Consider the following 24,807-nt stretch of genomic DNA (forward strand, 5'->3'; position numbering starts at 1 on the left):
TCAACGGCCGATACCCTGGGTCCGGCCACCGAACTGCTGCTGCGCTGTCTGCGCAACGAATATCAGACCGATAACGACAAGTAACCTCGGTCAGCGACAGCGATACTGATATCTCAGCTCACGCCATCAACGGCCGATACCCTGGGCCCTGCTACCGAACTGCTGCTGCGCTGTCTGCGCAACGAATATCAGACCGATAACGACAAATAAGCCCAAGCCGTCAGGCTGCCTGCGTCACCCATCGCCAACCGGTCACAGACCCGCCTCACACATTGGGTACCCGCCAGCAGGCGGCCAGTGCCGCCATCGCCAGTGCGGTCGCCACCATGAAGACACCGTGAAAGCTCCAGATCTCGGCCACGGTTCCGGCTATGGCCCCCGCCATGATGGAACCGGTGCGTATGCTGTTGGCAAACAGGGTAGTCGCCACCCCGGCGCGCCCCGGCATCAGATCCTGGAAGTAGGACATGCCGATCCCCGCGACTATGCCGATGAAGATGGCGTTGAGCAGTTGCAGCGCTATGAGGGCAGGCTGGCTCGACAGGGTGACCAGCCCCACGTAGAAAAACACCCCGGCCAGCACGGCCACCAGCATCATGGGGCGCTTGCCAAAGCGCTGGGTGTAGTAGCCTGCCAGCAACATGAAGGGGATTTCCAGGGCCGCAGCCGTGCCCATCAACACACCCGCCAGTTTCTCCTCCAGCCCCAGCTCGCGGGTAATGTAGAGCGGCATGTTGATGAGATACATGCTGTTGCAGGTCCACATCAGGGTGGAGGCGATAAACAGTGCCCGCACCGACGGGTCCCGCCAGCTGCTGACGCGTTCCACCTCGTTATTTGGCGTGGGCAACGGCAGGGAGGGCAGCCAGCGCCACACCACCAGCGCGCAGACAAGGTAGGCAAAGGCGGAGGCGAGATACATCACCTCGAACCCATAGCCGATGGCCAGCGCGAAGGCGATGGGGGGACCAATCACCCAGGCCAGGGAAAACTGGGCCCGCAGCACTGAGCTGAACATGTCCGCTCGCTTGTTGCGGCTGTCGGCATATTCACGGGCCAGGGCAAACAGCTGGGGGCTGGCAGTAGCTGCCAGACTGGCCAGCACGACCCCCAGGCTCACCAGCAGCCAGTAGTTGCGATTCCAGGCGAACAGCAGGGAGAGCACTACACCCGCGAAGCAGCAGCGCAGGATCAGCTGCTTGCGATCCCCCTTGCTGTCGGAGCGGTGGCCGAGCCACTGGCTGATGAGGATGCCGACCACAGCGTTGACGGTGTAAAAGAGCCCGACCAGCAAGGGGCGCACCTGCACCTCTTCGGCCAGAAACAGGCTCAAGGTCGGTACCTGGAGCGCTACTGCAACTCCGGTCATAAAGGTCACGGCCAGAAAAGAGAGGGAGACGGGATCACGCCTCTGCAGGGCTGTGGTCAGCAAGCTCATAGGATTACCACTGGATTGGGGGATAAAAACTGGCCAAAATTCGGCAAGTGCATGAAATGGCGCCGCTTATTTTATGTCATTATCAAGAGTTACCTCAAGGCTTGCGACCCCGCGCCCGACCCCGTACATTGAAAGCCCACTGGCCAGTATAAGGATTTCACATGTTTGATTTTGACCGGGAAATAGATCGTCGCGACACCATGAGCCTGAAATGGGACAAGTACAAAGGCGAGGACGTGCTGCCCATGTGGGTTGCCGACACCGACTTTGTCTCGCCGCCCGCCGTCGTCGAGGCCCTCACCAAGCGGGTCGCCCACGGTATCTTCGGTTACTCGCGCCCCTCTGCCCGGCTGATCGAACTCATCATGGCGCGTCTGGCCAGCCGCTACGGCTGGACCATACAGCCAGAGTGGCTCATCTTCCTGCCCGGCGTGGTACCAGGTCTGAACCTGGCGTGCAAAGCCTGGAGCCAGCAAGGCCGCGGCATCATCACCCCCAAGCCGGTCTACTACCCCTTCCTGCAAGCCCCCGGTTTCAACGACCGTCCCCTGCTCACAGTCCCCATGGTGGAAGAGGCGGGTCGCTGGGTGCTGGATCTGGAAGCGCTGGAACGTCAGGCCCCGTTTGGTGATCTGCTGCTGCTGTGCAACCCGCACAACCCGGGTGGGACAGTGTTTACCCGCGAGGAGCTCGAAGCCATCGATGCCATCGCCGAGCGCCACAATCTGGTGGTCTGCTCGGACGAGATCCATTGCGATCTGCTGCTGGACAAAAATGCCCGTCACATACCCTATGGCGCCGTCAGCCCGGAAGCCGCCGATCGCTGCGCCGTCATGATGGCACCGAGCAAGACCTTCAATATTGCGGGTCTGTGCTGCGCCTTCGCCGTGGTGCCCAACGCCCGCCTGCGCCTCAAGCTGCAACAGGCAATGCGCGGCATCAGCGCCGACGTCAACCTGCTGGGCTTTGTCGCGGCCGAAGCGGCCTATGAAGGGGGCGACCCCTGGCTTGCCGAACAGCTCGACTATCTGGCTGCCAATCTGGCGCTGATCGAGCAGGCGGTCGCCCGCTGGCCTGGCGTCACGCTGGCGCGCCATCAGGCGACCTACCTCGCCTGGATCGATGTCAGTGCGCTCGGGCTCGACGATCCCATCGCCTTCTTCGAACAGGCGGAAGTGGGACTCTCCCCCGGCGCCCAGTTCGGCAATGGCCAGTTCGTGCGGCTCAACTTCGGTTGCACCAGAGCACGGCTGACCGAAGCACTGGCTCGGATGGAGAAAGCGATCCAGACTCGCATCTGACGGCAATAGCGTATATTTTTGCAGCTGCATGTCGGCGGCAACCAACTACGCTTGAGCGCAGTCGTTGCGGGCCACAATGGTTGACTCCATTGTGGCCCGCCGCTGAATAGACAACATGAGACATCATACGGGATGGGCCAGGCCCATCCCTTTTATCAGCCATTGATCCGGTTCACTATGTACCCAAGCCCCTTGCACCACCTGCCTGCCCTGCTACGAATCACCCTGCCCTGGCTGGCTGCTGCCCTGGCACTGCCCCTGCACGCCACCACGCCCACCAATCTCACCATTGGCACAGGAGCGCTCAACGGCGTCTACTATCCGACCGGAGGCGCCATCTGCCGCTTGCTGAACGAAGAGAGTGCCAGCAAGGGGCTGCACTGTTCGGTGCAGAGCACCTCAGGTTCGCTGGCCAACTTGAAGGAGCTTGGCCAAGGCAAAATCCAGCTGGCACTGGTGCAGTCGGATGTGGTTCATCATGCCGCCAAGGGCACGGGCCCCTTCGTGGGCCAGCCGCCCAACGACCGGCTTCGCAGCCTGTTCAGGCTCCATCAGGAGTCGCTGACCCTGCTTGCCAGCGCCACCAGCAGCATCACTACCCTGGCTGATATCGAAGGCAAGCGGGTCGATCTGGGCAACCCGGGCTCGGGGGAGCGCGTCACCAGTCAGGCTCTGCTCGATGCCATGGGTTGGCAGGCAAGCAGCTTTGCCCCCGTCATCCCGGCCGCAGTCAACAGTCGGCTGGAAGGGCTCTGCGATGGCACTCTGGACGCCGCTTTCGTGGTGGCGGGCCACCCCAATCAGGGCATAGGGGACCTGACTGGTCGCTGCAAGGCGCGTATCATCCCTATCGAAGGGGAGCAGATCGACCGCCTGCTCAAACACCACCCTTACTATCAGCACAGCCGGATCGGCGCCAACCTCTATCCCGGACAGCTCACCAGCGTCAGTACCTTCGCCGTTACCGCCGAGTTGATCGCACTGGACAGCCTGCCCGAAGCCGAGGTGCGCACAGTGCGAGATGTGCTGACCGCGCGGCTCAAGCAATTTACCCGATTGCACCCGGCACTGACGCCCCTCACCCAGGACTCCATGCTGGCCGCGGCAGACGTACCGCGCCATCCGGGCATGGAAGACGCTGCTCTGCCACTGCCGTCACTGACACCTGAATCCCTCACTGCCTCTGCGACAGAAGTGTCGGCGGCAACCCCCGCAATGGAAGCGGCCTCGGCTGCGCACGCCAGCAGCGAGGTGACAGTTCCCCCGGCGGGCACATCAGCCCCGGTGGCAACCCAGCCCGTCGCGGTACCGCCCGCCTCGGCGGCAGTCTCTCCGGCAGCGGTTGCCACTGGGGCGACAAGCGACACAAAAGGGGGCTCGCCAAGCGCGGCCGGTGCAACGAATGACGCGAGCCAGCCCTTGCCCGCCGCGCCCTCGGCGAGCATCCCCACCCAGTGATACTGTGGATACCCAAGGCAAAGAGGCCACCCATACGGGCGGCCTCTTTTTTTTGTATCGTTTTATATCCCTTGGCCCGGCACACACAGCGGGAATGAAGGCGATAGATATACCGTTTATTTCAGCCGTCAAACCTTGCCTGTTGTCGGTTGTGATCGCGGCCGGACAAGCGACAACTCCCTCGGCCTATCCGAAACCGGCTCAGCGCTCAGCCGTGGGCTGCGGTGGATAGTAGGCATCCGGCCTTTGTATCTCCTCCTCCACCCAGTGCAGCAGCTGCTTGATGGCCCGTGACAACACCTGGTTCTGACGCACCACGTACCCTAAGCTGGTGCCGGGAAAGTCGGTCAATCTGGTCACGGAAGCGGTGAGTTTGAGGCGCGGATGGAGCGAGAAGTCCGGTACTATGGCCACCCCGAATCCCGCCTCGGCCCAGTCGAGCTGGGCATCCACGCTGCCCACTTCCATGATGCGACAAGTAGGCAAACCGAGCAGAGGCAAGGAAGGGTCTATCAGCGCCCGGGTACGGGTATCGTGACCAAGCAGGATCAGGGTCGGCTCATCGAGGGGATCGCTCTCTCCCGCCTTCGCCCGCGCTTGCCAGCGGGCCAAGCCGTGTCCCAGCGCGCACCAGGTCACTTGCTGCAACTCTGTGTAGAACAGAGGTTCGCTGCGCTTTTGCGCCATCACGAAGCCAAGGTCCGCCTTGCCAGCCTTGACCAGCTCGGCCGCCTGATCCGAAGTGGTATTGAACAAGGTGAGGTCGATGCCGGGAAACTCCTGCTTGAAACGCTGGAACGGCTGGATCAGCAGCAAGCGGGAAATGATGTCGCTGGCGGCGATGGCGAGCGTGCCCTGACTCAGCTGATTGAGGGCATTGAGGTCTGATTGGCACAACAGCAACTCATTGATGGCGCGCTCGGCGCTTTGCAACAGGCGCTCCCCCGCCTGGGTCAGCCGGAACGGGCTGCGTTCAATCAGCTTGACCCGTGTAGCCTGCTCCAGATTTTTGAGGTGCAGGCTGACATTGGGCTGGGTCATGTGCAGTTCGGTGGCGGTGTGGCCGAAGTGCTGCAACCGTGCCAGGGTGACGAAGGTTTGCAGCCAGTGAATATCCAGCATGGGGATCCTCTTGTTTTCCACCTATGCGCACCTTATGCCGGCCAGTGCTGCAACACAGGTGTCTTGCCGATAACGCTGTCGTAATTATATGGTTCTCTTATCGGAATTATAAAGATAATTAATTTTTCTAATCTGCCTTAGCCTCCTAGGATGAACGCCTAACGTCTTAGGAGAAAGAGTCATGTCGTCTATCGTAGTCGTAGGTGCTAACTGGGGTGATGAAGGCAAAGGCCGCATCGTCGATTATCTGGCAGGTCAATCCGCCGCCAGCATCCGTTTTCAGGGCGGCAACAACGCCGGCCACACCGTCGTCAACGACCTGGGCACCTTCAAGCTGCACCAGTTGCCGAGCGGCGTATTCAACCCGGAGTGCCTAGTTGTCCTCGGCCCTGGCATGGTCATCAGCCCGGAGCCATTGACCCGCGAGCTGGCTGAAGTGAAAGCCGCCGGCGTGACCCCTAAACTAGCCATCTCTGATCGCGCTACCTTCTGCCTGCCGATCCATGCGCTGGAAGATACCCTGGAAGAAGTCCGTCTGGGTGATGGCGCCTATGGCTCCACCCGTCAGGGCATTGCACCGGCTTACGGTGATCGGGTCATGAAAAAAGCGATCCTGGTCGGCTGGCTGAAACAGCCTGAAGTGCTGGTCGAGCGCATCCAGTTCTTCCTCGACTGGAAACTGCCGCAGCTCAAAGCCCTCTACCCGAGCTTCGAGTTCAGCCAGACCGCCCAGGAAATGGCCGACTGGCTGCTGGAAGTGTCCGCTCCCTGGATCGACGCCGTCTGCAACGTCAGCGAGCCGCTCAAGGCCATCCAGGCCAAGAATGGCACCCTGCTGTTCGAAGCCCAGCTGGGCGCCGGCCGTGATCTCATCTACGGCGAATACCCCTGGGTGACCTCTTCCCACGTTTCCGGCGCTTACGCCGGCATCGGTGGCGGCCTGCCAGCCCTGCGCCCCGAGCGCGTGATTGCCGTGGCCAAGGCGTTCAGTACCTCTGTTGGTACCGGCACCCTGATCACCGCCATGGAGAACCAGGAAGAGTTCCGCAAGTTCGCCAACGAGTTCGGTGCCACCACTGGCCGTCCCCGTGACATCGGCTACTTCGACGCCGTTGCTACCAAGCAGGGTCTGGAGATCCAGGCCGCCAACGAGATCGCCCTGACCAAGCTGGACTGCCTCTCCGGCATGCCGGATCTGAAGATCTGTGTGGCCTACGAAGGTGCCAACACCGAGAACCCGATCTGGCCACAGACCGCCGGTCTGAAGCCGGTGTACGAGTCCATGGAAGCCTGGAGCGAAGACATCTCCCACATCCGCAAGTTTGAAGACTTGCCCAAGGCTGCCCAGCACTATGTGCTGCGTATCGAAGCCCTGCTGGGTGTGCCGGTTCCCATGGTCTCCGTCGGCCCGGGTCGCGAGCAGATGATACTGCGCTAAGCCGCCTGCTCTTCTGTCAGCACAATGTCAAAACCGGCCTCCATGAGGCCGGTTTTTATGGCCGCCACACCACGAGCTGGCCCACTCCCTTGCCACCTCGCCGTCCCAATCCTCCCCCTTCCAGATGCAGTTCAGCTCACAATCAGCCACCTGAAACCTGATATTGAGCCTTGATGTTGCACCAGGCTGCCCCTCCTTCGCTAGACTGATCCCCTCATCAGGATCCCCCCATGGAGATCCCCTCATCCATAAAGGAGCACCACAATGAAATTACCCCTGCGTTCCGCCCTGCTCTCCCTGCTGTGCGTGGCGGCCCTGCCCGCCTCTGCCATGACCTTGAAGAGCACGGACATCCAGGAAGGTCAGCTGATGGACAAGGCGTTCAGCTTCAACGGCTTCGGCTGCAAGGGGGAAAACCGCTCGCCCCAGCTGAGCTGGCAGGACCTGCCGGCCGGCACCAGGAGCGTCGCCATCACGGCCTATGATCCCGATGCCCCCACCGGCAGCGGCTGGTGGCACTGGCTGGTGGTGAACCTGCCCGCCAATCAGAGCGAGCTGGCCAGCAACGCCTCCGGCAAACTCAAACAAGGGCTGGAGCTCGGAACCGACTTCGGCAGCCAGGGCTACGGCGGCCCCTGTCCGCCCGCCGGGCATGGCATGCACCGCTACCAGTTCACCGCCTGGGCTTTGCCTCAGGATCTCGAGGTCAAGGCAGATACCCCGCCCGCCATGGTAGGCTACATGCTCAATGCCATGGCGCTGGGCAAGGCCACCCTGACCGCCACCTTCGTCACCCCCTAGGAGCCCGCCGGATGAGCACTACCTTGCTGCAACTGAATCACTATTTCGGGATCCGCGAGCAGCCCCTGCACAGGGTGCTCATCTATGCGCCGACCCTCATCTGGGTGCAACAGGGCCACAAGCTGCTGTGGTGGCAAGACAGGCGCCTGTCGTTTGACAAGGGGAGCTGGCTGCTGATCCCGGCAGGCCACCAGCTCACCTTCGTCAATCAGCCCGAGCAGGGCAAGTTCAGTTCCCATGCCCTGACCCTGCTGGCCCCGCCCCCCGCCGAATGGCTGAGCAGCGCCCCGCCCACCCTGCAGAGGGAGCCGCGCCTTGAGGTGAACCCGGCGCTGGCATTCTGCTTCGAGCTGGTCTGCTCCATGGCCAGCCGCGTGCTGAGCCAGACCACCCAGACCCAGCTGCTGCACGGCTTCTATGCCGAGCTGCACGCCGCCAATGCCCTCGACCTGCTGTTTCCCGCCAGCACAATGACGCTCGGGGAGCGGCTGGCCCGCTACCTCGGCGTGGAGCCAGGCGCCGACCATACACTCGAGACCCTGGCCCCACACTTTGCCATGAGCCGCGCCTCCCTGGTGCGCAAGCTGGCCGCCGAGGGGCGCAGCTTTCGCCAGCTGCTGACCCAGGTGCGCATGAGCCACGCCCTCACTCTGCTGCAACAGGCCCTCACTCCGCTGGAGGTGGCCCTCGCTTGCGGTTATGACTCTCCCAGTCGTTTCGCCGCCCGCTTCAAGCAAGAGTTCGGCCTGACCCCACATCAATATCTGCGCACCTGTCCCTCTGTTAACGCACAGCGCATGGTGAATAGTGACTGAGACAGCCTCTGGCATATCGTGCAAAGTGGTCACGTCCCCCAACTGTGACCGACCCGCCCTGTCATGCCCGCTGACAGATACAGTTAGCGGGGTCCGCCGCGTCGGGTTAGAGCCGTGCCATTTTTCCGGGAAAAGAAGCGGGCCCAGTACAAGCACCCAAGCTATGCCTTGGGGTTGCTCAGTCGTGAGCAAGTGCCCTGTGAATGTCGCGACTCGGGCGGCGGCTTCTTGACGTCAGGGCGGCCTTCTCTGGACAAGCGCGAGCGGATGCTTGCCGTCATCACACTTTGCCCGGCTTGAAAACGTAACCATTTGAACTGAGTTCACAGATCGGCGTTTTGCCTGTCCAAGCCAGCCACTATGCCCCCTAGAATGAGCCCCATTGACGGAATCTGGTCCGGTTACCCTTGCTCAAGGAATGGCTTATGCGTCGCTCTCCTCGCTTCTCTCCCCTCTGGCTCACCCTGCTGGCCGGCCCCCTGTGTTCAGGCCTGGTGCTGGCCTCCCCCGAGGTACATCTCTATGTGGATGGCAAACCTGTGGCCGAGGTGCTGACGCTGGACAAGGGCACCGTCAGCCTGACCCACAAGCTGGACAAGGGCAGCCACCAGATCCGCATCGGCGATGCCGGCAACAGTTGCGGCACCAGCTTCGGTCCGACCGAGGCCAAGCCGCTCCCCTTCGGCACCGCCCAACCCATGGACAAATGCGCCAAGGGGACAAGTTTCACCCTGCGGGTGATGCTGGCCGGGGACTACGAGTTTACCTTCAACCCCGACACCCCCAGCCTCAAGGTGCTGCGGGCGACCAGGAAGAGCGAGTTCAAGCGCCAGCCCCCGACAGAGCCCTGTATCGCCTGGGATGGCGGCCCTGTGACGGTGTCGCTGAAGGGAGCCTGGCCTGACGGCACCCGGCTGCGGGATGCCTACTCAAAACAGGAGGCCGTGGTCACACAGGGCAAGCTGACCCTGACCCCGAGCAAGGAGAGCGGCGGCCTGCTGCTGCTCGAACCGGTCAAGGCAGCCAAACAAGCACCTTTCAGCTGGGATCAGGCGAGCGTCTATTTCTTGCTGACCGATCGCTTCCACAACGGCGATCCCGCCAACGACCACAGTTTCGGCCGCCAGAAGGATGGTCAGGACGAGGTCGCCACCTGGCACGGCGGCGATTTCAAAGGGCTGACCGAGAAGCTCGACTACATCAAGAGCCTCGGCATGAACGCCATCTGGATCACTCCCATGGTGGAGCAGGTACACGGCTTCATCGGCGGCGGCGAGCAGGGCAACTTCCCCTTCTACGCCTACCACGGCTACTGGGCACTGGATTTCACCAAGATCGATCCCAACTACGGCGACGAGGAGAGCCTGAGAACCCTGGTGGACGAGGCCCACAAGCGCGGCATGCGGATCATCCTCGATGTGGTGATGAACCACGCCGGTTACGCCACCCTGGCCGATCTGCAGGATCTGGGGCTCACCGATCTCACCCAGAACACTGGCAAACTGCCGGCCACCTGGAACCAGTTGCGTCCGAGTGGCGGCCTCAACTGGCATGGCTACAACCAGTTTATCGACTACCAATCACCAGACTGGAACAAGTGGTGGAGCGGTGACTGGGTGCGCGCCGGCCTGCCCGGCTACCCGCAGCCAGGCACAGACGATGTCACCGGTTCGATGGCGGGGCTGCCGGACTTCCTGACCGAGTCCACCAAACCGGTGGGCTTGCCGCCACTGCTGGCGGCGAAGAAAGACACCAGAGCCAAGGCGCTGCCCAATGCCACTGTGAGCGACTACCTGATCGCCTGGCACACCGACTGGGTGCGCCGCTTCGGCATCGACGGCTTCCGCGCCGACACCGTCAAGCATCTGGAACCCGCCGTCTGGGCCAAGCTCAAGCAGGCGGGCACGGCGGCACTCAAGGAGTGGAAGGCAACCAATCCGGACAAGGCGCTCGATGCTCTCCCCTTCTACATGGTGGGCGAGGTGTGGGATCACGGGGTCGCCAAGGATTTCTGGTACCAGAATGGCTTCGATTCCCTGATCAACTTCGACTATCAACGGGAGTTCGCCCTGCCCCAGGCCCAGTGCATGGCGGGCAGCGATCCCACCTATGCCAGCTACGCCAGCCGCATCAATCAGGATCCCGAGTTCAACGTGCTGAGCTACATCAGCTCCCACGACACCAAGCTGTTCTTTGGTGACTATCAGGACGTGCCGCTGCAACGCAGAGTCGCCAACAGCTTCATGCTGCTGCCGGGGGGCATCCAGCTCTACTACGGCGATGGGTCTGGCCAAGGATGGCGGCGTGTTCGATCAGAGTGTTCGCTCGGACATGAACTGGCAGGAGATCGGGAGCGGCGAGAAGGCCGAACTGGTCAAGCACTGGCAGCGACTCGGCCAGTTCCGCGCCGCCCATCCGGCCATAGCCGCTGGCAGCCACAAGAAGCTGTCCGATGCTCCCTACAGCTTCGTGCGGGAGAAGGGGGAGGACAAGGTGGTGGTGGTGTTTGCCGGTCGGCAGCCGTAGACCTTCCCACGCATCTGCAGAGAGGGGAGCCAATGGCTCCCCTCTTCAATGTCAGTCGCCGACCCGTTCAACAGGACCGTCTTACGTCGGTTGACGGGCAGCCACAGGCCACTGCAACCGTACCTTGACCAGCAGAGCCTGCCACAAAGGCCAGGCCAGCAAGGCCTGCTGATAGACACCGGCTTGACCGGGCAACTGGATGCCATAGCTGGCCAGCCGATAGGCTATCACCCCATAGAAGGCATCTATGATGCCCTCTTCACCGAAATAAAATGGTCCCCTCGCCTGGGACCAGATGGTCTGCAGGCGAGCCAGCTCGCCGATGGCCTCCACCGGTGGCTCGCTGCGGGTCGGCGCCCCCAGAAAGAAGGGAAGCTGACTACGGATCTGGCCAAAGCCCGAGTGCATTTCCGCGCACAGACTGCGGGCCAGCGCCCGCTCGGCCCGGGAAGCGGGATAGAGCTGGCGGTCTGGGCAGAGCTCGTACAGGTATTCGGCAATGGCCAGCGAGTCGTGTACCCGCACGCCATCGTGATCCAGCCAGGGCACCAGGCCGGCAGGCGCCAACCGCTTGAGCCGCGCCAACGCCTTGGCATCTTCCAGATCAAACACCTGCTCCTGCCACTCCAGCCCGCTCATGGCGAGCACCAGTGCCGCCCGCATTGCCCAGGTGGAGCCCGTGCCCACCGTCAATACCAAGGATCCCATCTCTTGCCTCCTGCATGGGTTGCTCGTGACCATCCCATCTGCCCCAATGGCACGACATCCGACGGTCGCTTCACATTTGCACGCCTGCGGGTTTGACCCCCCAAGAGAGCGATGCTAGTTTGATTTTCCAAAACAATCAGTTAGCAACAATGTGAGCAATGGACAGCCAATTTACCATCGTCATCGCAGATGACCACCCCCTGTTTCGGGGCGCCCTCTATCAAGCTGTGCACATGGCCATCAACGATGCCCAGCTGCTGGAGGCCGACTCCATCAACAGCCTGACCAGCCTGCTGGGGGAACACCCTGAAGTAGACCTGTTGCTGCTCGATCTCAAGATGCCCGGCGCCAACGGCTTCTCCGGCCTCGCCCACCTGCGCGGTCAGTATCCCGACCTGCCCATTGTCGTGGTCTCCGCCTCGGAAGATGCCGCCATCATCCAGCAGGTACTGCGGCTCGGCGCGCTGGGTTTCATCCCCAAGTCGGTCCCCATGAAGGAGCTGGTCAACGCCCTCAATACGGTGATCGGGGGAGATAACTGGGTGCCAGCCGGCATATCCCTGCATCCCGAATCCGAAGACGGCCCCGATTTCGCCAGCAAGCTCGCCAGCCTCACTCCACAGCAGTACAAGGTGCTGGTGATGTTGCGCGATGGCAGCCTGAACAAGCAGTTCGCCTGGGAGCTCAATGTCTCCGAAGCCACCATCAAGGCCCATATCACGGCTGTTTTTCGCAAACTCGGCGTCAAGAACCGCACCCAGGCGGTCATCGCCTTGCAGCAGATGGATATCAAGGACGACTGACCCCTTGCCACCATCAAGGTCCATATCACTCCCGCCTTTCGCAAGCCCAGCGTCAAGACCCGCACCCAGGCGGTCATCGCCTTGCAACAGATGGATATCAAGGACGACTGACCCCCTTGCCACCATCAAGGTCCATATCACTCCCGCCTTTCGCAAGCCCAGCGTCAAGAACCGCACCCAGGCGGTCATCGCCTTGCAGCAGATGGATATCAAGGAGGATTGAGTCTGACCTTTGGCCTCTCCTGCCAGTTTCTCCCTCGACAATTAGCACGATCGTACTTTATGCTGCAGGGCCAACGAGGAGAGTGTGATGAGCAAGGGCCGTCTGACCCGCGACAACATTTTGCAGACTGCGTTTGAGCAGGCGAGCCAACAAGGGCTGGAGAGCCTGACCATAGGCTCGCTGGCCTGTGCGTGCGAGATGTCCAAGAGCGGTCTCTTTGCCCACTTTCAATCCCGCGACAACCTGCAGATCGCCGTGCTGGAACACGCTGCCGAAGTGTTCAGGGAGCGGGTGATCCAGCCCGTACGCCAGCAACAGCACCAGAGCCAGCGCGAAAAACTTGTCGCCCTGCTCCAGGCCTGGTTGGCCTGGAATCAGTGTTTCGCCGGTCGCTGCATGTTCCTCGATGCCTGGACCTCGGCCCAGGAGGGTGACGTGCAACAGGCGGCGCGCCAGCTGGTGCGCTTCTGGCTCGACTACCTGGCCCGCCAGGTGGTGCAGGGTCAGGCGCAGGGGGAGTGGCGCCAGGATCTGGAACCCTGGCGCGCCGTCTATCGGCTATACGGCCTCTATCTGGCAGATCAGGTGTTCAATGCGCTGGACTTGTGTCAGGATCCCGCTCGCCACTTCTGGCCCGAAGTGGATGATCTGCTGACCAGCTGGCAATGATTTCTAGAATGACTTTTTAAAAACTCACAAAAAAGCACGACCGTTCGCACACAAAACAGACAGGACCATCATGAGCAGCAAGATCTACTTCAACACCCGCCGCTTCAGCCCGAGCAAATGGCTGCTGGGGCTTGGCACCCGGTTGCATCACAGACTCGCCCCCGCTCACGCCAGGCGTACCGCCAGCAAGCTGCTGCTCACCCCCCAGCGCAATCAGCGGGATGAGGCGGCGCCTGCGGGCCTGGTGAAGCAAGCCGTGCACACCAGCGAAGGGATATTGATGAGCTATCGGCTCGGCCAGGGGCCGGTCTGGCTGTTGATGCACGGCTGGTCCGGCAGTGCCAGCCAGTTTTATCCGCTGATGAGCCATATCGCCGCCCAGGGCTTCACCGCCATCGCCTATGACCATCCGGCCCATGGCCATAGCGCCGGTCATACCGGTCACCTGCCCCGCTTCGTGCGCGCCTTTGACGAGCTGGTGGCCGAACAGGTCGCCAAATTCGGTTCCCTCAGTGGCGTCATCGCCCACAGCATGGGAGGTGCCGTCACCCTCTCCAGTCGCCAACAAGCCCTCGACCAGTTGCCGCTGCTGCTTGTTTCGCCCGTGCTCGACTATGTGCCCCAGCTCTACGGCATGGTGGCCCGCTCCGGCTATTCCATCCGCCTGTTCGATGCGGTAGTGAAAGAGATTGAGCAGGAGTATCAGCATCCCCTCAGCACGGTCGACCCCCTTGGGCGTCTCGCCAGCCGCAGCGGCGCCGCCATCATAGTGCACGACGAGGAAGACAGGTTTGCCCCCTACAGCGACTCCCAACGAGCAACCCTGGATGGCCGTACCCGACTGGTCAGCACCCGTGGGTTGGGTCACGGCCGAATCCTTGCCAGTGCCCCCCTCTTTGCCGCTTTCGATAGCCTGGCAGGCTCCCATTCACCGGCATAACCACCGTTGAAACCAGCCTGCTGAAAAAATGGTGCGCAGACCTGTTTTTATATTCGATACAGCGCCTTATAGTTAAATTGCTCGGTGGCAACACCTTCAGTGGCAACCATAAGGCGCAGTATCATGGCCAGACCCAACACAGCTCTTCTCTTGACCGGTGGCGGTGCTCGCGCGGCCTATCAGGTCGGTGCCCTCAAGGCCATCGCCGAGTTTTATCCCCGCAATCTCGGCATTCCGTTTCCCATATTGTGCGGCACCTCGGCCGGTGCCATCAATGTCACGGCGCTGGCCTGTTATGCCTCCTGTTTCCACCTGGGGGTACGCAAGCTGGAGTGGGTCTGGCGCCGCTTCGAAACCCACCATATCTTCGACTTTCACCCCGGCAGATTGCTGTGGCGGCTGTTGTATGAAGGCTCTGCCGGGCTTATCAATCCTCACACCAATCACGCCTTTCACCTGTTTGACAACGCTCCCCTGCGCCGCCTGCTGGATCAGCTCATCGACTATCACCGCATCGACGACAACATCCTCTATGGCAGCCTGGAGGCACTGGCCATCACAGCGTCGGACTATGATGACGGCCTCTCCACCACCTTTTTTCAGGGACGGGCCGACCATCTGCCGTGGGAGCGAGCCAGACGGCGCGGGGTGCGTACCCTGCTCACCTCGGATCACCTGCTGGCCTCCTCGGCGTTGCCGTTTGTCTTTCCGGCGACCCATATTGGCGACAAGTTTTACGGCGATGGTTCCATTCACCAGTTGAGCCCATTAAGCCCCGCCATCCATCTAGGGGCGGAGCGGATCCTGCTGATTGCGCTGGATCCACCTGCCCACTCGGCCCCCACCTTTCGCCATGGCCACCTGACCAGCTCCAACATCGCGAGCCACCTGCTCGATACCGTCTTTACCGATACCCTGAATTCGGATCTGGAGCGGCTATGGCGTATCAATCAGACCCTGGATCTCATACCCGAGCGGGAGCGCAGACGCCTGAAACTCAAACGGGTGGAAACCTGCGTGCTGAAACCGAGCCAGGATCTCGACACCATAGCGCTGGCCTATCTGCGCAAACTGCCTGTACACCTGCGCCGCCTGTTGCGGGTGCTGGGAGTGTCGGGGGACGAGACCAGCAGCCTGGCCAGCTTTCTGATGTTCTATCCCGGCTACTGCCAGCAACTGATCAAGCTGGGTTACCGGGACACCCTCAACGAGCGGGCGCGGGTCGAACAGTTTCTGGGGATTGAAGAAGTGATGCGGGAGGAGGCGTAAACCAGCTTGTCGGCCTTGTGCAGCGCAAGGCCTAACGCCCCTCCAGCAACTTTTGTTCCGCCTGCTCCATCGCTACCGCATTGCCAAACAGCACCAGCCTGTCCCCTGCCGCCAGCCGCCAGCCGCAATTCGGGCCTGGGCTCCAGGCTCTGTTCACCGCGTTGCACCTCTTTTATTCGCACAGCGTCAAGCGCCAGCGCCTGGACAGGCTGCCCCACGGCCCAGGCCTGATCATGCAGCAGCACGGGATGCAGACGCTCGAGCAACTGATCCGTCTCCAGATTGCTGGCACTCTGGTCCCCCCAGTAGAAGCCGTGCAAAAAGCGATACTGGCTGCTGCGTTCCAGCTCCATGCGCCGGATCACCCGGCCGATAGGGATGTCGCAATTGAGCAATAGATGAGAAACCAGCATCAGGGCCCCTTCCTGGGATTCCGGGATCACCTCATGCGCCCCTGCCTGCTTGAATACCTCCAGAAAGCTGTCGTCCCGGGTCCGTACCAGTACCCTGACCTGCCCCGCCAGCTCCTTTATCAGCGCCAGCATGGCCTCGACCCGCTTGCGATCGTCGAAGGTGATGATCACCAGGCGAGCCCGCAGCAGGCCGGCGGCCAGCAGGATATCGCGCCGGCTGGCATCGCCAAATGCCACCTGCTCCCCCGCCGTCTTGGCTTCGCCCACCCGCTCGGGATCGAGATCCAGCGCGAGGAAGGGAATGTCTTCCAGCTTGAGAAAACGGGCGCATGTCTGCCCGGCACGGCCAAAACCGGCGATGATGACGTGTTGATGTTTGCTCAGCCCCGACTGCGCCACCTCGGAGCGAGTCAGCAGGGCCGAGTCGGTGAGCGAGCGCGCCAGACCGTGCGCCTTTTGCACCAGCCAGGGGGTCATGGCGATGGAGATCACCCCTATGCCAATCAGCAGGGAGACCAGCTGATGGTCGAGCAGCGCGTGGTGGTTGGCCAGCGCCAGCAACACGAAGCCAAATTCGCCGACCTGGCTCAGCATGATCCCCGCCGCCATGGCATCCCGCTTGCGCTCCCCCATCAAACCTCCCGCCAGCAGTACCAGCAGGGATTTGATCAAGATGAGGCCAAATACGCAGAAGATCACCTGCCACCAGGCCAGCGCCACCAGTTGCCAATCCATGGTCATGCCGATGGTGATAAAGAAGAGTCCCATCAACACATCCCGAAACGGCCTTATGTCCACCTCCAGCTGATGGCGATAGTGGGACTCGCCCAGCATCATGCCCGCCAGGAAAGCCCCAAGCGCCATCGACAACCCCAGCGAATGGGTCATGAAAGCCGCCAGCAAAGCCACCAACAGGGCACTGAGCACGAAAAGTTCATCGGAGCGGGCCCGCGCCACCTCGTGAAACAGCAGGGGCAGCAGCCACTTGCCGACGGCAAGCAGGCTGAACAGGGCAAACAGGCCTTTGAGGGTGGCCCAGGCGATCTCCGCCAGCAGGGCACTGCCCTGGATCTCGGGTCTGGCCAGTATGGGGATCATCACCAGCAGCGGCACCACCGCCAGATCCTGAAACAGCAGCACGCTGACCCCTAGTTGAGCGCGGCGGGTATGCAGCTGTTTTTGCTCTCCCAACTGCTTGATCACCACGGCGGTGGAAGAGAGCGCCAGGGTGCCCGACACCACCAGCGCCTGAGGCAGGCTCAGCCCCCACCACCAGCCAAACCAGAAGAACAGCAGGGAGGTGAACAGCACTTGCAGACCACCGACCCCCACGACCAGCATCCGCATGGCGATCAGACGCGGCAACGAGAACTCCAGCCCCAGTGAGAACATCAGAAAGACGATGCCAAGCTCGGCGATGGTCTGCATGTTCGCCTGCTCGGAGAGAACGGCGGCGCCATGGGGACCCAGCAGAACCCCGGCGACCAGGTAAGCGAGGATCACCGGCTGGCCGAGGCGCCGGAAAATCGCCACCAGCAAGACGGCGGCAAACAGCAGGATCAACACATCTGCGTACAAATTTTTCCTCCCTTTTTATCCACTTAAGCCTAGTCAGCCGCCCTTGCTCACATTGAACATATTTTAGGCACAGGGATTGCAGGGAAGTGGCAGGTAGTAGGACGTATGAGGGCTGTACCGTGGAAAACACATCGTCATTGAATGGTTTGGGGCATGGCATCGAGTTGTGGGTTCGGCAGATGGAGCGGCTCACGCCGCTGGCAAGTCAGGATCGCAACCAGTTGCTCGAGCTGTTGCTGGCACAGTCGGATCTCGACAGCCTGCTGGCAACCTTTGCCGATCGTGCGGCAAGAGTTGTCCGTATACATAGCCTCTATTTTGACAACCCCCAGCCACAGAGGCTGATCCAGCAGCCACCCCAGGCCAGCCTGACGCTCCACAGCTACCCGTTTGAACTGCGCGGCCAGCACGGTCAGCTGTTCGGCCAGTTGCACTACACCCTGGAACACATACTGAGCGGCAGCCAGCAGCGGATCCTGCAGCAATACCATCAGCTGCTCTGCCAACCGCTGCCACTCTACCTGCGGCTGGCGCAGCTGGAGCAGCAAGTACGACTCGATCACCTGACAGGGCTCGGCAACCGCTCCTATTTCGACGAGGCCATAGGTCGCGCCGTGGAGCAACACAGCCGGGAATCCCACGGTCTGGTGCTGGTGCTGCTGGATCTCGATCACTTCAAACAGATCAACGACACCTGGGGTCACCCGGTCGGCGATCTGGTGCTGAGCCGCTTTGCCCATCTGCTCCAGAGCTGCATCCGCAGCACGGATCAGGCCTTTCGCCTCGGTGGCGACGAGTTTGCCCTCTTGCTGCAACCCGCCGAGCCCGAGGCCTGGCGCCCGGTCTGGCTGCGGCTGCAACACATGCTGCTGACCCACAAGGAACTCAGCACCTTCTCGGTCGGTTGCAGTCTGGGGGCGGCCAGCTGGCAATCAGGGGTCGCAGTCCAGAGCCTGTATGAGGCGGCCGATGCTCATCTCTATGCCCGCAAAAAGCCGGTAAAGCGGGTCTGCTGGACTGAGTACCACAGCGCCAGGATCGTAAAAAGGCCCGCCAGGCTAGCTGCATGGCGGGCCTGAGCTCACTGCGGGATGCCGCTGTCGGCCGCTGGCAGCCACTGCCATCCCATCCCCGCTTCTTGCGTCATAAATCCGTCACAGATAAAGAGTCCGGCTACTGCCGCCACCTGCTCACCATAGTAGAGGATGGGAATACGGCCCCGCAGCCAGGAAGGTACCCCATACTCTTGCAGCAGCTTCTTGAAACGGCGGCTGCCGCTGCGCCCCACAGGTTTGAGCATGACACCGGGCGTCACCTGAAAACGCACCGACAAAGGCTCCCCCATCCCTGGCAACCTCAGCCCCTCCCCGTCCGGCCTGGCCGACACTTGCACCCGCCCCAGCCCATCGGGCAGGACCACGGACTCGCCGATAGTGACGGCCAGTTGTTCGTGACGGGGCGTCAACCCGGGCCGAACCAGATGCAGCCGCCCCTGAAAACGGCGGCAATCGAGGTTTTTCAGGCTGAACTGAGGGTTGGCATCCTCCCGCGCCAGCGCCACCTCCTGCCACAGCAGAGCGAGCTGATCCCGGGAGGGCATCTCGCCCCCCAGGCGGCGGATCCAGTAACGCAGCAAGTTGTTGCGCCGGGTGGGCGACAGGGTGAGCAGGGGCACAATCTGCAGCGATGAAGCCGGTAACGATGAAACGTGCAGCGCCTCCCCCCCACAGGCCAGCTGCCAGTCTTCTTCTGCCAGCTCCTCCAATAACGCCTCCTGCTCGGCGCACAGCGCCATGCTGCGGGCGGCGGTACGAGCCATGGCCGGCCAGCGCGCCTTGAGCTGGGGGATCAACTGCTGACGCAGAAAATTGCGGTCATAGCTCACGTCCTGATTGCTCTCATCCTCCACCCAGCCGAAGGGGAGGGTCGCCGCCACCTCGGCCAATTCGGCGCGGCTGAACTCAAGCAGGGGACGCAACAAGAGGCCACCGGCAAAGGGCTGGCTCGGCAAGATCCCCGCCAGACCGCGCAGACCGGCACCTCGCTTGAGGGCCAGCAGCAAGGTCTCCAGCTGATCGTCCTGATGATGAGCGGTGAGCAGCCACTCCCCTTTTTCCTGCCTGGCAGCCAGCCGCTGATAACGGGCATCCCGCGCCTGTGCCTCCAGACTCTCGCCATTGCCACGCAACAGCTGCACCCGCTCCACCATGAGCGGCACCGCCAGTTGCTGACACACGGCTTCGCAGTGGGCGACCCACTCATCGGCGTGGGGGCTGAGGCCGTGGTGGACGTGCAAGGCGCGCAGCGCAAGCCCATGCTCGCGGGCAAACTGCGCCGCCAACGCCAGCAACACTGTGGAATCGAGCCCGCCACTGAAGGCTACCAACAAGCCCCGGGAACCTTCCGGCTCTGGCAGGGTCTGACAAAAACGAGAATAAATACGAGAAATCATAGGCTTCCCCAAAACGACCTGGCCGATCTTAGCAGAGTCGGGCTTATCAAGCTGTAACCCGACTGCTAGAGTGATGTGCGCCCTGCGTGGGCAAGGAAGCTGAATAACCCGAATTGGAATCCAACAGAATGAACAACAAGAAAAGCATACTGGCCGGCCTCATTGGGTTGGCCCTGTTAGCCGGTTGCAGTCAGGCGCCGGACACGGCAGACAAGCACTCGGGCCTGGCACTGGCCAACATGGATACCCGGGTCAAACCCGGTGATGACTTCTTCCGCTACGTGAACGGTCACTGGCTGGCCACCGCCAAGATCCCGGATGACAGGCCCGCCGATGGTGCCTTCTATATGCTCAGGGACAAATCCCTGGCGGATGTACGAGTGCTGGTGGAAGGGCTTGATGCCAAGGCCCCCGCCGATACCCAGGCCCGGCAGATCCGCGATCTCTACACCAGCTATCTGGATCAGGCTGGTCGGGATGCCAAGGGCACCACACCGCTGCTGCCCCTGCTCGGCGAAATCGATCAGATCCGCGATCAGAACGGACTGGCTCGCGCCTTCGCCCGCTCGGGCCAGCTGGGGGGCGGCGCCCCGTTCGGCTTCTGGATCGGTGCTGATGCCAAGGCACCGGACAGCCATGCCGTCTATCTCTATCAGTCCGGGCTCAGCCTGCCGGACAGAGATTACTACCTCAAAACCGACGCCAGCAGCCAGGCCCTGCGCCAGAAATACGAGCAGCACATCGCCGGTATGCTGACACGCTTTGGCGAAGTGGATGCGAGCGCAAAGGCCAAGCGTATCCTGACCCTTGAGACCAAACTCGCCCAGATCCAGTGGGACAACGTGACCCTGCGGGACAGGGAGAAGAACTACAACAAGGGCTCCCTCGGCGAGCTCAAGCGTCTCGCACCCCATATCGACTGGAACGGCTACCTTGGCCAGGCCGGTCTCGCCGGCCAGCAGAGCCTGATCATCGGCCAGCCCAGCTATCTTGCTGCCCTCGACGGCCTGATGCAGCAGACTCCCATCGGTGATTGGCAGGCTTACCTCAAGTGGCAGCTCATCACGGATTATGCCCCCTATCTCGACAGCAAGACCGACGCCCAGAATTTCGCCTTCTTCGGCACCACCTTGAGCGGCACCCCCAAGCAACGCGCCCCCTGGGAACGCGCCCTCGGCATACTGGACGATCACCTTGGGGAAGCGGTGGGCAAACTCTATGTGGAGCGCTACTTCCCGCCCCAGGCCAAGGCCCGCATGGAGCAATTGGTGGAAAACCTGCGCACCGCATACGGCCAGAGCATTCAGGAGCTGGACTGGATGTCACCGGCCACCAAGACCCAGGCACTGGAAAAGCTTGCCAAGTTCAGGCCCAAAATAGGCTATCCGGACAAATGGAAGGATTACAGCGCCATCGAGATCCGCGCCGATGATCTGGTAGGCAACCTGCAACGGGCTCGCGCCTTTGAATATGCCGACAGCCTGGCACGCCTGGGCAAGCCGGTGGACAGGGACGAATGGCACATGTCGCCGCAGACGGTGAATGCCTACTACAACCCGAGCAATAACGAGATCGTCTTCCCGGCCGCCATATTGCAGCCCCCCTTCTTCGACATGCAGGCCGATGATGCCGTCAACTACGGTGCCATCGGCGGCGTCATTGGCCATGAAATGGGTCACGGTTTCGATGATCAGGGGGCCAAATCCGACGGTGATGGCGTGATGCGCGACTGGTGGACGCCGGCCGACCTCAAGGAGTTTCGCTTTCGTACCAGCCGACTGGTTGCCCAATACAACCGCTTCGAGCCCATCAATGGCCAGTTCGTCAACGGCCCGTTCACCCTGGGGGAGAACATAGGCGATCTGGGCGGTCTCACCATAGCCCACAAGGCCTATCTGCTGTCACTCAAGGGCGAGGAAGCCCCCGTGCTGGACGGCTTCACCGGCGAACAGCGCTTCTTCCTCGGCTGGGCCCAGGTGTGGAAAGGCATGTACCGCCCCGAGCTGATGCAGATGCTGCTCTCCTCGGATCCGCACTCCCCGCCGGAGTACAGGGTCAACGGCGTGGTGCCGAACATCCCCGCCTTCTACGAGGCATTCAACATCAAGCCGGGGGACAAGCTCTATCTGGACCCCGCCAAACGGGTCAAGATCTGGTAACGGACGCCCTGTGCGAAGAGCCGGGACAGGCATCACCTGAACCCGGCTCACACATCAACATCCGTGACGGGCAGGAGATACCCGCCCGTCACCACAGTCACAAGGATCACATCCATGAAAGCCTTGCTCATGACACTCGGTCTGCTCACCCTGCCACTGACTGGTCAGGCGGCAGAAGGGTTCTTCAAACAGCTGACACTGCCCACCGGTCAGGTGCTTGCCATCAGCGAGGGGCGCGGTGAGCCCGCCTCCATCGGCAGCTACGACGTGCGTCTCTATTCCGGCGCCAACCCCCAGTTTCCCCTCGATCAGTTCATCGATGGCAAGGTACTGGCCCGAGATGGCAGCATCAAGGAGCTGAAGTTGCAGGATCTCAACGGCGACAAGCAGCCCGAGCTCATCGTCATCATCGAAAGCGCCGGCAGCGGCAGCTATCGCAGTGCCGACGCCTTTACCATCAATGCGCAGGAGGGGCTGGAGATCTTCAACCACGTAGAAGGGCTGGCCCCCGACGAGGATGTGATCCAGGCGCTCAAGACCCCCCGCGATTGACCCACTACTCTCATACAGCCAAGGCCCCGCAATGCGGGGCTTTGACTTTGCTGGCGCAAGCGATGAGGCCACTGTCTCCGTGTACCCGGACCCGCCTCACCACGGGGGCAAGAGACAGGGCACCCGATGGACGGCTATTTTTTCTGTGCTTATAATCGGCGCACCTTGCCATCACAAAAAATAAGGAGGTAAAAAATGGTTATCCAAGCGTGTCCGATGTTCTCGGCTCGCCTGTTCGGCACATTCCAGTGCTCTTGCCTGCATACCATCGCGCTGCGATAGCGGGTTCGAGCAAAGCCGACTCCCTTCCAAACCGAGACCTTTCTCGACTCTGCCGTTGTCGCCAGCGCTCCTGATGACAGGGATATTCGATCCCGTGATTTTAGAGAGCAAGAGCATGACAACCCTGATGAGTACCCATTCCCTGCACATGACGGCAGGACACCTTCCCCTGTTTGACAGCGTCGACCTCAGCATCCGCAGCGGTGATCGCATCGGCCTTATCGGTGCCAATGGCAGCGGCAAGAGCACACTGCTCGCCCTGCTGGCCGGTCAGCTCGATCCCCATGACGGACGCGTGCATCACGCAGCGGCTTGCCGTTGTGAATTCGTGGCTCAACATCTGCCCGCACGCCTGCAGGCGCTCACCGCCCGCGCCGTACTGCTCGATGCAGTGGACGGGGATCCCGCGCTCGACTGGCAGGTGGACAAGATGCTGACCGAGCTGCAGCTTGAAGCACAGGCCGCGTTACCGGTCAGCGCCCTGAGCGGTGGCCAGCACACCCGATTGCAGATAGGCCGCGCCCTGCTGCGCCAGCCCAATCTGTTGCTGCTCGATGAGCCCAGCAACCACCTGGACTTGCCCGCTCTGCTCTGGCTGGAGCGCTTCCTGCTGAGCTGGCGCGGCGCTTTCGTGCTGGTGTCCCACGATGGCCGCCTGCTCGACCGGGTCACCCGCGAGACCCTGATCCTGCGTGACCGATGCCTCTATCGCTTCGCCCTGCCTTGCACCCAGGCCAGGGCGGCCCAGGCGGAAGAGGACGAGCAAGCCCGTTTGCGCCGGGCCGACGAGCAGAAGGAGATCGACCGCCTGAGCGCCAGCAGCAAACGCCTCGCCATCTGGGGGCGGGAGCATGACAACGAGAAGCTGGTGCGTCAGGCCAAATCCATGGAGAAACGGATTGCCAGGATGCAGGAGGAGCAGAGCGTTGTCGGTGCCGGCGCCCCCTGGCGCCTCGAACTGCACGGGCAGGCACTGCCCGCCGATGCCCTGCTGCGGCTGGACGCCCTCGACGTGCGCCCCGCTCCCGGCTTGCCTCCCCTGCTGCGGGCCGAGGATCTCGGACTGCGAGCCGGAGACAGGGTTGCCCTGCTCGGTGCCAATGGCACCGGCAAGTCCTCCCTGCTGCGTCAGTGCTGGCACGATCTGCGCGCTCAACTACCGGGTGAAGGCTGGCACCGCCACCCCGGCGCCAGCATCGCCTACTACGATCAGTCCCTGCAGCAGCTCGATGACGCTGCAACGCTGACCGATGCCCTCTATTGTCTGGCCCCCCTGCCCGAGGTGACGCTGCGCCAGGCCTTGATCCGTGCAGGTTTCCCCTACTCCCGTCACGGGCAACGCGTGCATAGCCTGAGCGGTGGTGAGCGGGCCAGGCTGCTGTTTCTCGCCCTGTCGCTGGCGAGCCACCATCTGCTCTGGCTGGATGAACCCACCAACCATCTGGATCTGGAAGGAAAAGAAGATCTGGCCGAGGCGCTGTCGCGTTTTGCCGGTGGCGTGCTGCTGATCTCCCACGACCGAGATCTGATCGAGCGCAGTTGCAATCGGTTCTGGGTGATCAGGGAAGGCCGGATTGTCGAAGCCCACAGTGCCGAGCGGGCCTATGCCGAGTTTCTCTGTGATGAACCCATGGACCTTTCAATCAGCCCCGCCACCAATGGCAGTCCGCAGGAGCAAGCTACTGTGGAGGATGACGAAGAGGCGCTGCTGGCACGCTGGTACGAGCTGGATGCCCTGCTCGCCGCCGACCTCGCCCGCAAGCCCAGGCATCAGACACCCCGGCTGCAACAACAGTGGCGCGACGAGTTGCAGCAGCAGGCCGGTTTGCTTGGCCTCCCAGCGAACTGACGCCAGCAGTC

The 24,807-nt window shown here is 62.0% G+C and carries 18 protein-coding genes and 2 pseudogenes; 15 read left to right on the plus strand and 5 right to left on the minus strand.

Features of this window, described 5'->3' with window-relative positions:
- Positions 1 to 265 precede the first annotated feature (265 nt).
- Positions 266 to 1,438, minus strand: a complete 1,173-nt coding sequence (locus tag AXW79_RS03560; protein WP_005312169.1) for an MFS transporter — start codon at positions 1,436 to 1,438, stop codon at positions 266 to 268.
- A gap of 161 nt (positions 1,439 to 1,599) precedes the next feature.
- Here AXW79_RS03560 and AXW79_RS03565 point away from each other — a divergent pair, with 161 nt between their 5' ends.
- The gene (locus AXW79_RS03565; RefSeq protein WP_005312167.1) at positions 1,600 to 2,739 is read left to right on the plus strand and encodes a MalY/PatB family protein; all 1,140 of its coding nucleotides are present in this window, start codon (positions 1,600 to 1,602) and stop codon (positions 2,737 to 2,739) included.
- 177 nt (positions 2,740 to 2,916) lie between these two features.
- Positions 2,917 to 4,197 (plus strand): TAXI family TRAP transporter solute-binding subunit, encoded by a 1,281-nt coding sequence (locus AXW79_RS03570; RefSeq protein WP_011898986.1) that lies wholly within the window; start codon positions 2,917 to 2,919, stop codon positions 4,195 to 4,197.
- A 201-nt stretch (positions 4,198 to 4,398) separates the two neighbouring features.
- Here the strand turns inward: AXW79_RS03570 and AXW79_RS03575 are convergent, their stop codons facing one another.
- Positions 4,399 to 5,319 carry a LysR family transcriptional regulator gene (locus tag AXW79_RS03575; RefSeq protein WP_005312155.1) on the minus strand — a complete coding sequence of 307 codons (921 nt, stop codon included), beginning with the start codon at positions 5,317 to 5,319 and terminating at the stop codon, positions 4,399 to 4,401.
- 181 nt (positions 5,320 to 5,500) lie between these two features.
- Between AXW79_RS03575 and AXW79_RS03580 the strand changes: the two genes are divergently transcribed.
- The 4 genes from AXW79_RS03580 to AXW79_RS03595 all read left to right on the plus strand — a co-directional run bounded on the left by AXW79_RS03580 (position 5,501) and on the right by AXW79_RS03595 (position 11,027).
- A complete protein-coding gene (locus tag AXW79_RS03580) occupies positions 5,501 to 6,757 on the plus strand; it encodes an adenylosuccinate synthetase (RefSeq protein ID WP_005312153.1) in 1,257 nt (418 codons plus the stop codon).
- Between the two features lie 264 nt (positions 6,758 to 7,021).
- The gene (locus AXW79_RS03585; RefSeq protein WP_005312147.1) at positions 7,022 to 7,558 is read left to right on the plus strand and encodes a YbhB/YbcL family Raf kinase inhibitor-like protein; all 537 of its coding nucleotides are present in this window, start codon (positions 7,022 to 7,024) and stop codon (positions 7,556 to 7,558) included.
- A gap of 11 nt (positions 7,559 to 7,569) precedes the next feature.
- On the plus strand, positions 7,570 to 8,373 hold the full coding sequence (locus AXW79_RS03590; protein WP_005312141.1) for a helix-turn-helix transcriptional regulator: 804 nt from the start codon (positions 7,570 to 7,572) through the stop codon (positions 8,371 to 8,373).
- A 425-nt stretch (positions 8,374 to 8,798) separates the two neighbouring features.
- Positions 8,799 to 11,027, plus strand: coding sequence for an alpha-amylase (locus AXW79_RS03595; protein ID WP_005312137.1), 2,229 nt, complete (start codon positions 8,799 to 8,801; stop codon positions 11,025 to 11,027).
- Here the strand turns inward: AXW79_RS03595 and AXW79_RS03600 are convergent.
- Complete coding sequence (locus AXW79_RS03600; RefSeq protein WP_005312135.1) at positions 10,981 to 11,607, minus strand: glutathione S-transferase; 627 nt, start codon at positions 11,605 to 11,607, stop codon at positions 10,981 to 10,983. The two genes, AXW79_RS03595 and AXW79_RS03600, sit on opposite strands and share 47 nt — an antisense overlap.
- Before the next feature lie 158 nt (positions 11,608 to 11,765).
- Here AXW79_RS03600 and AXW79_RS03605 point away from each other — a divergent pair, with 158 nt between their 5' ends.
- The 5 genes and pseudogenes from AXW79_RS03605 (at position 11,766) to AXW79_RS03620 (ending at position 15,511) form a co-directional block, all read left to right on the plus strand.
- Positions 11,766 to 12,410, plus strand: a complete 645-nt coding sequence (locus AXW79_RS03605; RefSeq protein ID WP_005312133.1) for a response regulator transcription factor — start codon at positions 11,766 to 11,768, stop codon at positions 12,408 to 12,410.
- Between the two features lie 118 nt (positions 12,411 to 12,528).
- A pseudogene (locus tag AXW79_RS24190) lies at positions 12,529 to 12,633 on the plus strand (DNA-binding response regulator); the annotation flags it as partial.
- 87 nt (positions 12,634 to 12,720) lie between these two features.
- Entirely contained in the window at positions 12,721 to 13,302 is a 582-nt protein-coding gene (locus tag AXW79_RS03610; protein WP_005312128.1) for a TetR/AcrR family transcriptional regulator, read from the plus strand.
- Between the two features lie 70 nt (positions 13,303 to 13,372).
- Positions 13,373 to 14,242 (plus strand): alpha/beta hydrolase, encoded by an 870-nt coding sequence (locus AXW79_RS03615; protein ID WP_005312126.1) that lies wholly within the window; start codon positions 13,373 to 13,375, stop codon positions 14,240 to 14,242.
- A 123-nt stretch (positions 14,243 to 14,365) separates the two neighbouring features.
- Positions 14,366 to 15,511: a patatin-like phospholipase family protein gene (locus AXW79_RS03620; RefSeq protein ID WP_005312124.1), complete on the plus strand. Its 1,146-nt coding sequence runs from the start codon at positions 14,366 to 14,368 to the stop codon at positions 15,509 to 15,511.
- 31 nt (positions 15,512 to 15,542) lie between these two features.
- Here the strand turns inward: AXW79_RS03620 and AXW79_RS03625 are convergent.
- Positions 15,543 to 17,502 (minus strand): annotated as a pseudogene (locus AXW79_RS03625) (cation:proton antiporter domain-containing protein).
- A gap of 119 nt (positions 17,503 to 17,621) precedes the next feature.
- On the opposite strand from AXW79_RS03625, the gene AXW79_RS03630 reads away from it, so the two are divergent.
- The gene (locus AXW79_RS03630) at positions 17,622 to 18,581 is read left to right on the plus strand and encodes a GGDEF domain-containing protein (RefSeq protein WP_100224070.1); all 960 of its coding nucleotides are present in this window, start codon (positions 17,622 to 17,624) and stop codon (positions 18,579 to 18,581) included.
- Positions 18,582 to 18,583: 2 nt separating this feature from the next.
- Here AXW79_RS03630 and tilS read toward each other — a convergent pair whose 3' ends face one another.
- Positions 18,584 to 19,954, minus strand: coding sequence for a tRNA lysidine(34) synthetase TilS (tilS, locus tag AXW79_RS03635; protein WP_011898988.1), 1,371 nt, complete (start codon positions 19,952 to 19,954; stop codon positions 18,584 to 18,586).
- Between the two features lie 128 nt (positions 19,955 to 20,082).
- Between tilS and AXW79_RS03640 the strand changes: the two genes are divergently transcribed.
- The 3 genes from AXW79_RS03640 to AXW79_RS03650 all read left to right on the plus strand — a co-directional run bounded on the left by AXW79_RS03640 (position 20,083) and on the right by AXW79_RS03650 (position 24,796).
- Positions 20,083 to 22,113: a M13 family metallopeptidase gene (locus AXW79_RS03640; protein WP_005312117.1), complete on the plus strand. Its 2,031-nt coding sequence runs from the start codon at positions 20,083 to 20,085 to the stop codon at positions 22,111 to 22,113.
- A gap of 114 nt (positions 22,114 to 22,227) precedes the next feature.
- The gene (locus AXW79_RS03645; RefSeq protein ID WP_005312116.1) at positions 22,228 to 22,665 is read left to right on the plus strand and encodes a PliI family lysozyme inhibitor of I-type lysozyme; all 438 of its coding nucleotides are present in this window, start codon (positions 22,228 to 22,230) and stop codon (positions 22,663 to 22,665) included.
- Between the two features lie 397 nt (positions 22,666 to 23,062).
- A complete protein-coding gene (locus AXW79_RS03650) occupies positions 23,063 to 24,796 on the plus strand; it encodes an ABC-F family ATP-binding cassette domain-containing protein (protein WP_005312114.1) in 1,734 nt (577 codons plus the stop codon).
- Positions 24,797 to 24,807 lie beyond the last annotated feature (11 nt).

The organism is Aeromonas salmonicida subsp. salmonicida (assembly GCF_001643305.1).
GTDB lineage: Bacteria > Pseudomonadota > Gammaproteobacteria > Enterobacterales > Aeromonadaceae > Aeromonas > Aeromonas salmonicida.

Excerpts from the sequence above, each read along its gene's own strand:
- AXW79_RS03560 (WP_005312169.1), bottom strand. The coding sequence starts at position 1,438 with ATGAGCTTGCTGACCACAGCCCTGCAGAGGCGTGATCCCGTCTCCCTC.
- AXW79_RS03565 (WP_005312167.1), top strand. The coding sequence starts at position 1,600 with ATGTTTGATTTTGACCGGGAAATAGATCGTCGCGACACCATGAGCCTG.
- AXW79_RS03570 (WP_011898986.1), top strand. The coding sequence starts at position 2,917 with ATGTACCCAAGCCCCTTGCACCACCTGCCTGCCCTGCTACGAATCACC.
- AXW79_RS03575 (WP_005312155.1), bottom strand. The coding sequence starts at position 5,319 with ATGCTGGATATTCACTGGCTGCAAACCTTCGTCACCCTGGCACGGTTG.
- AXW79_RS03580 (WP_005312153.1), top strand. The coding sequence starts at position 5,501 with ATGTCGTCTATCGTAGTCGTAGGTGCTAACTGGGGTGATGAAGGCAAA.
- AXW79_RS03585 (WP_005312147.1), top strand. The coding sequence starts at position 7,022 with ATGAAATTACCCCTGCGTTCCGCCCTGCTCTCCCTGCTGTGCGTGGCG.
- AXW79_RS03590 (WP_005312141.1), top strand. The coding sequence starts at position 7,570 with ATGAGCACTACCTTGCTGCAACTGAATCACTATTTCGGGATCCGCGAG.
- AXW79_RS03595 (WP_005312137.1), top strand. The coding sequence starts at position 8,799 with ATGCGTCGCTCTCCTCGCTTCTCTCCCCTCTGGCTCACCCTGCTGGCC.
- AXW79_RS03600 (WP_005312135.1), bottom strand. The coding sequence starts at position 11,607 with ATGGGATCCTTGGTATTGACGGTGGGCACGGGCTCCACCTGGGCAATG.
- AXW79_RS03605 (WP_005312133.1), top strand. The coding sequence starts at position 11,766 with ATGGACAGCCAATTTACCATCGTCATCGCAGATGACCACCCCCTGTTT.
- AXW79_RS03610 (WP_005312128.1), top strand. The coding sequence starts at position 12,721 with ATGAGCAAGGGCCGTCTGACCCGCGACAACATTTTGCAGACTGCGTTT.
- AXW79_RS03615 (WP_005312126.1), top strand. The coding sequence starts at position 13,373 with ATGAGCAGCAAGATCTACTTCAACACCCGCCGCTTCAGCCCGAGCAAA.
- AXW79_RS03620 (WP_005312124.1), top strand. The coding sequence starts at position 14,366 with ATGGCCAGACCCAACACAGCTCTTCTCTTGACCGGTGGCGGTGCTCGC.
- tilS (WP_011898988.1), bottom strand. The coding sequence starts at position 19,954 with ATGATTTCTCGTATTTATTCTCGTTTTTGTCAGACCCTGCCAGAGCCG.
- AXW79_RS03640 (WP_005312117.1), top strand. The coding sequence starts at position 20,083 with ATGAACAACAAGAAAAGCATACTGGCCGGCCTCATTGGGTTGGCCCTG.
- AXW79_RS03645 (WP_005312116.1), top strand. The coding sequence starts at position 22,228 with ATGAAAGCCTTGCTCATGACACTCGGTCTGCTCACCCTGCCACTGACT.
- AXW79_RS03650 (WP_005312114.1), top strand. The coding sequence starts at position 23,063 with ATGACAACCCTGATGAGTACCCATTCCCTGCACATGACGGCAGGACAC.